The 5556-nt window shown below is 36.2% G+C and carries 3 protein-coding genes; 1 reads left to right on the forward strand and 2 read right to left on the reverse strand.

Features of this window, described 5'->3' with window-relative positions:
- Positions 1-282: 282 nt before the first annotated feature.
- The gene (locus JCM9140_RS21375) at positions 283-1512 is read right to left on the reverse strand and encodes an MFS transporter (protein ID WP_034751504.1); all 1230 of its coding nucleotides are present in this window, start codon (positions 1510-1512) and stop codon (positions 283-285) included.
- Between the two features lie 105 nt (positions 1513-1617).
- On the opposite strand from JCM9140_RS21375, the gene JCM9140_RS21380 reads away from it, so the two are divergent.
- Positions 1618-3375 carry an ABC transporter substrate-binding protein gene (locus JCM9140_RS21380; RefSeq protein ID WP_034751507.1) on the forward strand — a complete coding sequence of 586 codons (1758 nt, stop codon included), beginning with the start codon at positions 1618-1620 and terminating at the stop codon, positions 3373-3375.
- A gap of 1043 nt (positions 3376-4418) precedes the next feature.
- Here JCM9140_RS21380 and JCM9140_RS21385 read toward each other — a convergent pair.
- A complete protein-coding gene (locus tag JCM9140_RS21385) occupies positions 4419-5195 on the reverse strand; it encodes an IclR family transcriptional regulator (RefSeq protein ID WP_034751510.1) in 777 nt (258 codons plus the stop codon).
- Positions 5196-5556: the final 361 nt, after the last annotated feature.

Here is a 5556-nt window from a genome sequence, read left to right on the forward strand (position 1 = left end):
TACAAGACTTAGAAAACTACTATAGCAAAGAGGTGTGGGGGTGGTGTCTTATTGGAGGCTTTTAAAAATATGGATTTTAAATAAGATCTTAATAATTCCTGTATTATGGTGAAGATCGGAATAAACTTTGTAACTACTGTAATCAGTATTACGTAAAAAGCCCTCCAAATTATTAAAGGGAAAGTTACCTGTTTAAAGAGATAGAAGCACAACTAGCGGATTTATCTGCGTTGTGCCTTCCTCTATACCTATACATAATCCGGGTGGTGACAGGCCCTTTTTCTAAGCAATGTTTCTACTAATCTTTATCCTGCTATCCTGAATGGCCCAATAGAAACCTAAAACTCCAACTCCGCCTATTAAAATGAACATCCCTGCCATCATTCCATTCGTTACTAAAGCACTAACTAGTAGTCCTAAGCTCCCTAAGATTTGGCCTGCATCCATGGTGAGTCCGCTAACGGCTAAATAGGAGCCCCTTGCATCTTTGTTTGCTAGTTGGGCTACGTAGGTTGATCGAATTGGCTGGAAAAGAAGTTCTCCTACAGTGGCAATCGCGATAGCTGCTATTAAGACCACTATCATTCCATTCCAGGCTAAGAAACTGTAACCTATGACATAGAGAAACAAGCCGAGAAATAAAGCCGTGTTTATCTTCATTTTATTCCCTACTTTTCCAATGATACTAGAGGCAAAGATCACAATCATGGTGTTCGTTATAATTAAAATGCTTAACATTTTTGGACCGTCTATAACAAATCCAAATAGAGAAGAATGAATGTCTTCATTTAGACGAACGGCGATAAAGCCATAGAGCTGAAACTCTAACGATATAATGAGTAGCGTTGAAAGACAAAGAACCATAAAACGGGAATCTTTAAATACTTCTACATAGTTGGAAAGCAAGCTCCGAGGATCCTCTTTGCTTGGGACATGTTGATCTTGAATCCAAAGTAGCGTCAACAACAAGGTGAATATGGATAGGATCGCAAACCCTAAAAATAACTCAAATTTATGGCTCATAAAGAACAAACCACCAAGAACGATTCCAATGGCGAAGGCTAGGTTTGTCGACCAATAGATAAATCGATATATGGAGGGGCGCTCTACCTCCGAACTAACATCGATTAAGAGTGCTTCTGATGCTGGATCAGTAAATTTACTTGTAATACTTAATAGGAAGAACATGAGAAAGGTAAGCCATACGGATTCAAACCATGGAGAATTAGCAAGGGCGATCATCATAAATGACGTTGTCTGAATAAAATACCCTACTACCATGACTTTCTTTCGACCAAACCGATCTGCGAAAGAGCCTCCATATAGGCCACAGATGATCGAGACAACAGTTGTAAACGTTAAAATTCCTCCAGCCCAAGCTAACCCTAGCTGAGTAGAAAAATAAATCGCCATAAAAGGAAATATACTCATCTCTGCTACATCCGAAACAAAAGAGACAATCATGCGAATTTTGATATTTACATGAAATTGTTTAAACTCTGATAAAGTCATTAGCTTTCTTCTCCTTCCTCCGTGTTAATCGTATAATGGAAAGTAGGAAAGAAAAAGTGCAAGGAATGCTTTTATATTTTCATATTTTAAGGAGTCGGTTGTTCCGTGGATGTATTAGAGTATTATATTGAATTGAAACGTCTCCCTGAATACGAACAAGCAGAAGAAATCTACATATCTAAACAAGAAATTGCCGATGTCCTTTTCTGTTCTTCTAGGAATGTCCACTATATACTTCAGAGGTGGATCGAGGAGGGGTATGTTCATTGGAAAAGCCAACGTGGACGTGGAAAAAAGTCTACTTTAACGTTTTTAAAATCGATGGATGCAGCGGTCCTTCTTCATGTGGAAACATTGGTACAGAAGGGGAAAGTGAAAGAAGCCATGAGCTTCGCAATGGAAAATAATTTTTCCTCTGGACTACAAGAGACTCTTTTATCTACCATTCAAAAGGCGTTTGGGATCCAACAGATCGAGGACGAAGAGGAATTGAATGATGTTTTACATATTCCTCTACAACATAGCCTTTACAATCTGAATCCTTTTTTTGTAACGGTTGCTACAGAGGCTCATATACTGAATGAGATTTTTGATACATTGGTTCGGTATAATGTGGACAGTAAAACGATCGAACCTCATCTTGCAAATGGATGGGAATCGAATGAGGATTATACTATTTGGAGTTTTTATATTCGCAAAGGAATTCATTTTCATGATGGAAGCCTATTAACGGCGAAAGATATCCAGGGGACATTTCAAGCATTAATCAACGAAGAGACAAACATTCCAAATAAATGGTTGTTGGAAGGCATAGAAGATATAACGATCCAAAACAAGTACACGATATCGTTTCACTTAAAGGATGGGAATCATGTATTTCCGCATTTTTTAAGTGCGATCTATACATCTATTATTCCGGCAGAATCTAATATCAAAGACTCATGCCCAATAGGAACTGGGCCATACAGAGTCGAATACCAAGAAAAAGACAAAATTATACTGAATGCTTTTGATGATCATTTTCAAGGAAGACCCTTTATCGATCAGGTTCATTTATGGAAACTTCCTGAAAGTCATTTAAATACGTTACACTTTTTTACCGAACATCCTTTGGAGAAGAATAAAGCGACGACCTCTACATATACCGTCCATGATAATGGCAGTAATTATATCATTTTTAATATGAAAAAGGACGGTGTGCATCAAAGTCGTTACTTTAGACAGGCTGTAAAAGCAATGGTGAATCCCCATGATATGATCGAACAACTAGGTCAGCCAAGAATCGCTGCTTCTACCAGTTTTATTCCGGAAAGAAGCGATGGTAAGAAGATAAATCATTCTATAGAAAGAGCGAAACAACTACTTAAAAACTCTAACTATGAAGGGGAAACAATCCATTTAGCTGCCTTGCGATTTGAGGATTTTTTAGAAGATGCCTATTGGATGAAACAAAAACTATCTGAGATCGGCATTAAGGTAGTCGTGCATCCGATTGAATTGTCGGATCTTTACAATGAACAACTGATGTTATCATTTGATGCGATATACACTGGAGAAGGATTTGAAGATAATATCAAATTGTCCATTCTCATCTTGCTTCGTAATGAATATGGAATCCGCAGATTTCTTAACGAATCCCAACGTAAGGAATTAAACAAAGGGTTTGAAACGATCAAAAAACAGTCTGATGATGAAAGCTTTATCCAAGCATTTCTAGCAGTCGAAGAACAGTTAACAGAGGATGCTACTATTATCTTTACTGTCCATTCATCCGAACAGAATACATACCAAACAACTGTGCAAGGCATTCAACTAAGTGGATACGGTTGGCCAATATTTCATAAGCTATGGCTGAAAAATTAAAAAAATATTATGGATGATAGTGGTAATCTGTTTGGTTTTCATCGACCAGCGAATCAACTCAACATGGGGGTGCTGCAAAGTTGATTGATGTGCCTGTCACCGCCGGGGGGGTGTCGAAGTTGAATCGACATAATTCGGTGGTGATAGGCGTTTTTACTTACTGTAAAACAAAAGTGATCCATTCAAACTTTGACGATGAGACTATTAGTGGATTTGGTTACTAAAGAATCGTCTTTACATACCTTGATTATCTTTTATACAAAGATGGGTATTTATACATGGATAAAGAAATTATTTCACCCATGTGTGACGACTGGCAAATTCGGTTTAGAACTTCCATTGAACAATTTTACCCACAACATCCAGTTGAAGGTGTTTCTTGGGAATAGCGCGACCTTGTTGATTTTGGCAACCTTGCTTTAATTACGGTATCAGGAAATTCGATGTTCTCTAATTTGCCACCAGCAGGAAAAATCAGTTCTTACCCAAGCATTATTGAGCAAAGTTTGAAGCTAAAGATCATGAAAGAATAAGTCACTCTCGATGATGAAGGATGGACTAAATTAAAAGCAAGCAAACATAAAGAAGGGATGTTTGGGGTTTTGAAGGGTTAGTATTTGTGAGTTGGGTTAGGTGCCTGTTACTGCTCGGAGGATGTTCAAATAGGATTGAGAAAATTATAAAGCTCATGAGTGTTACATGACCTAATTTATTCCAAGTAGTATTGCTACTTGGATGTCTGGACGGAGTAAAGAAAAGGCCGATTGATAAAAATGATAAACTTACTGATTACAGTGTCGATAAAAATTAACAATCATACAGATCATTTGTTTGTGATTGTAAATGAAATGCATGAAGAAATGGCAGTTCAAAATGGTTCTATATCTTTCGGCGTTATTAAAAATTGGTAGCTAAAAAATGTGTTAGAGATTTTATGTGATTGTACTATAAAAACTCCTGGTTTTTCACTCCAGGAGTTTTTACTACTAACAACATTTACTTTTCTACAGATGGTCATCATTGAATTAAAATATTAAACTCATTTACGACTTATAGGTCGGAAAATAACCTAATCGTTCAGAGATTTCTTTAGCTGCATCGCACACTCTCTTAATATGATTGGGAATAGTATGAGAGTTTATTCTTTGAATGGGTCCAATTGTATTAACTGCAGCTACAACTCTCCCTGTGTAATCCCTAATAGGGGCTGCTATTGCTGTGACACCTTGATAAAGTTCCTCTCGGCTAATGGCATAGCCATGTTCTCGTATTTCTTTCAAGGCTTCCTTGAGTTTCTTAGGATCTGATATTGTGTTATGAGTGTATGAAATGAGATCGTTTTCAATAATTTCGTCAAATAAATCTTTTTCATTAAATGCAAGCAGGACTTTCCCAGAACTTGTGCAATGAAGTGGATTTCTACTTCCTATATGAGTAAAAGTGCGCACAGTATGATTACTTTCAACTTTATGAATACAAATTACTTCCCTATTTTCCAATATGTTTAGATGGGATGTTTCACCTGTTTTACTTAATAAAGAGTGTAGAACAGGTGTAGCTTCGGTGTGAATTTCAATGTCTGAAGTAACTACCCCACTTAATGAAAGAAGGGGCCAGCCTAAACGATACCTTTGGTTTTTTTTGTATACAAAGCCCTCACTAGCTAAAGTGGTCATCAACCTACTAACAGTACTAGTACCTAAATTCAATGAATTAGCTAAATCAGTGATTTTTTTCTCAGGTTCTTCTATAGAAAAACTTTTTAAAACCCTTAATGCGTTTTTCACTGAAGATAAAGTATTATCTCTTTTTTCTCCCATATTAACACCTCACTCAAAGTTTCCTTCGTATAAAGGGAAGGTTTTAAAAAGTTTGCACAATGTATATATTAATATGATATCACAGTATCTGAATAATCTGAAATATCATTTGTGATTTTTATTTAAATTAATAAATTCATATTAATACCAAGGTATATAACCGATGTACAAATAAAAACTGAAAATATAATAATGAATTTTTAGAAAAAAATTTTTTCTTGCGCATAGGGGGAAAACTGATTTGTTGTTCTCGTATAAAGGTAATACACTATTATTAAGTTGGGAATAGTTAGAATAATAAGATTAATAGGGGAGAGGTGGTGTTGTATGGAGAACAAATTTTCTAGGTTTCTTTTTCAAG

This window comes from Halalkalibacter wakoensis JCM 9140 (genome assembly GCF_000513095.1).
Taxonomy (GTDB): Bacteria; Bacillota; Bacilli; order Bacillales; family Bacillaceae_D; genus Halalkalibacter; species Halalkalibacter wakoensis.

What these genes read in the sequence shown, in the direction of transcription:
- JCM9140_RS21375 (WP_034751504.1), bottom strand. Translation starts at nt 1,512, where the DNA reads ATGACTTTATCAGAGTTTAAACAATTTCATGTAAATATCAAAATTCGC.
- JCM9140_RS21385 (WP_034751510.1), bottom strand. Translation starts at nt 5,195, where the DNA reads ATGGGAGAAAAAAGAGATAATACTTTATCTTCAGTGAAAAACGCATTA.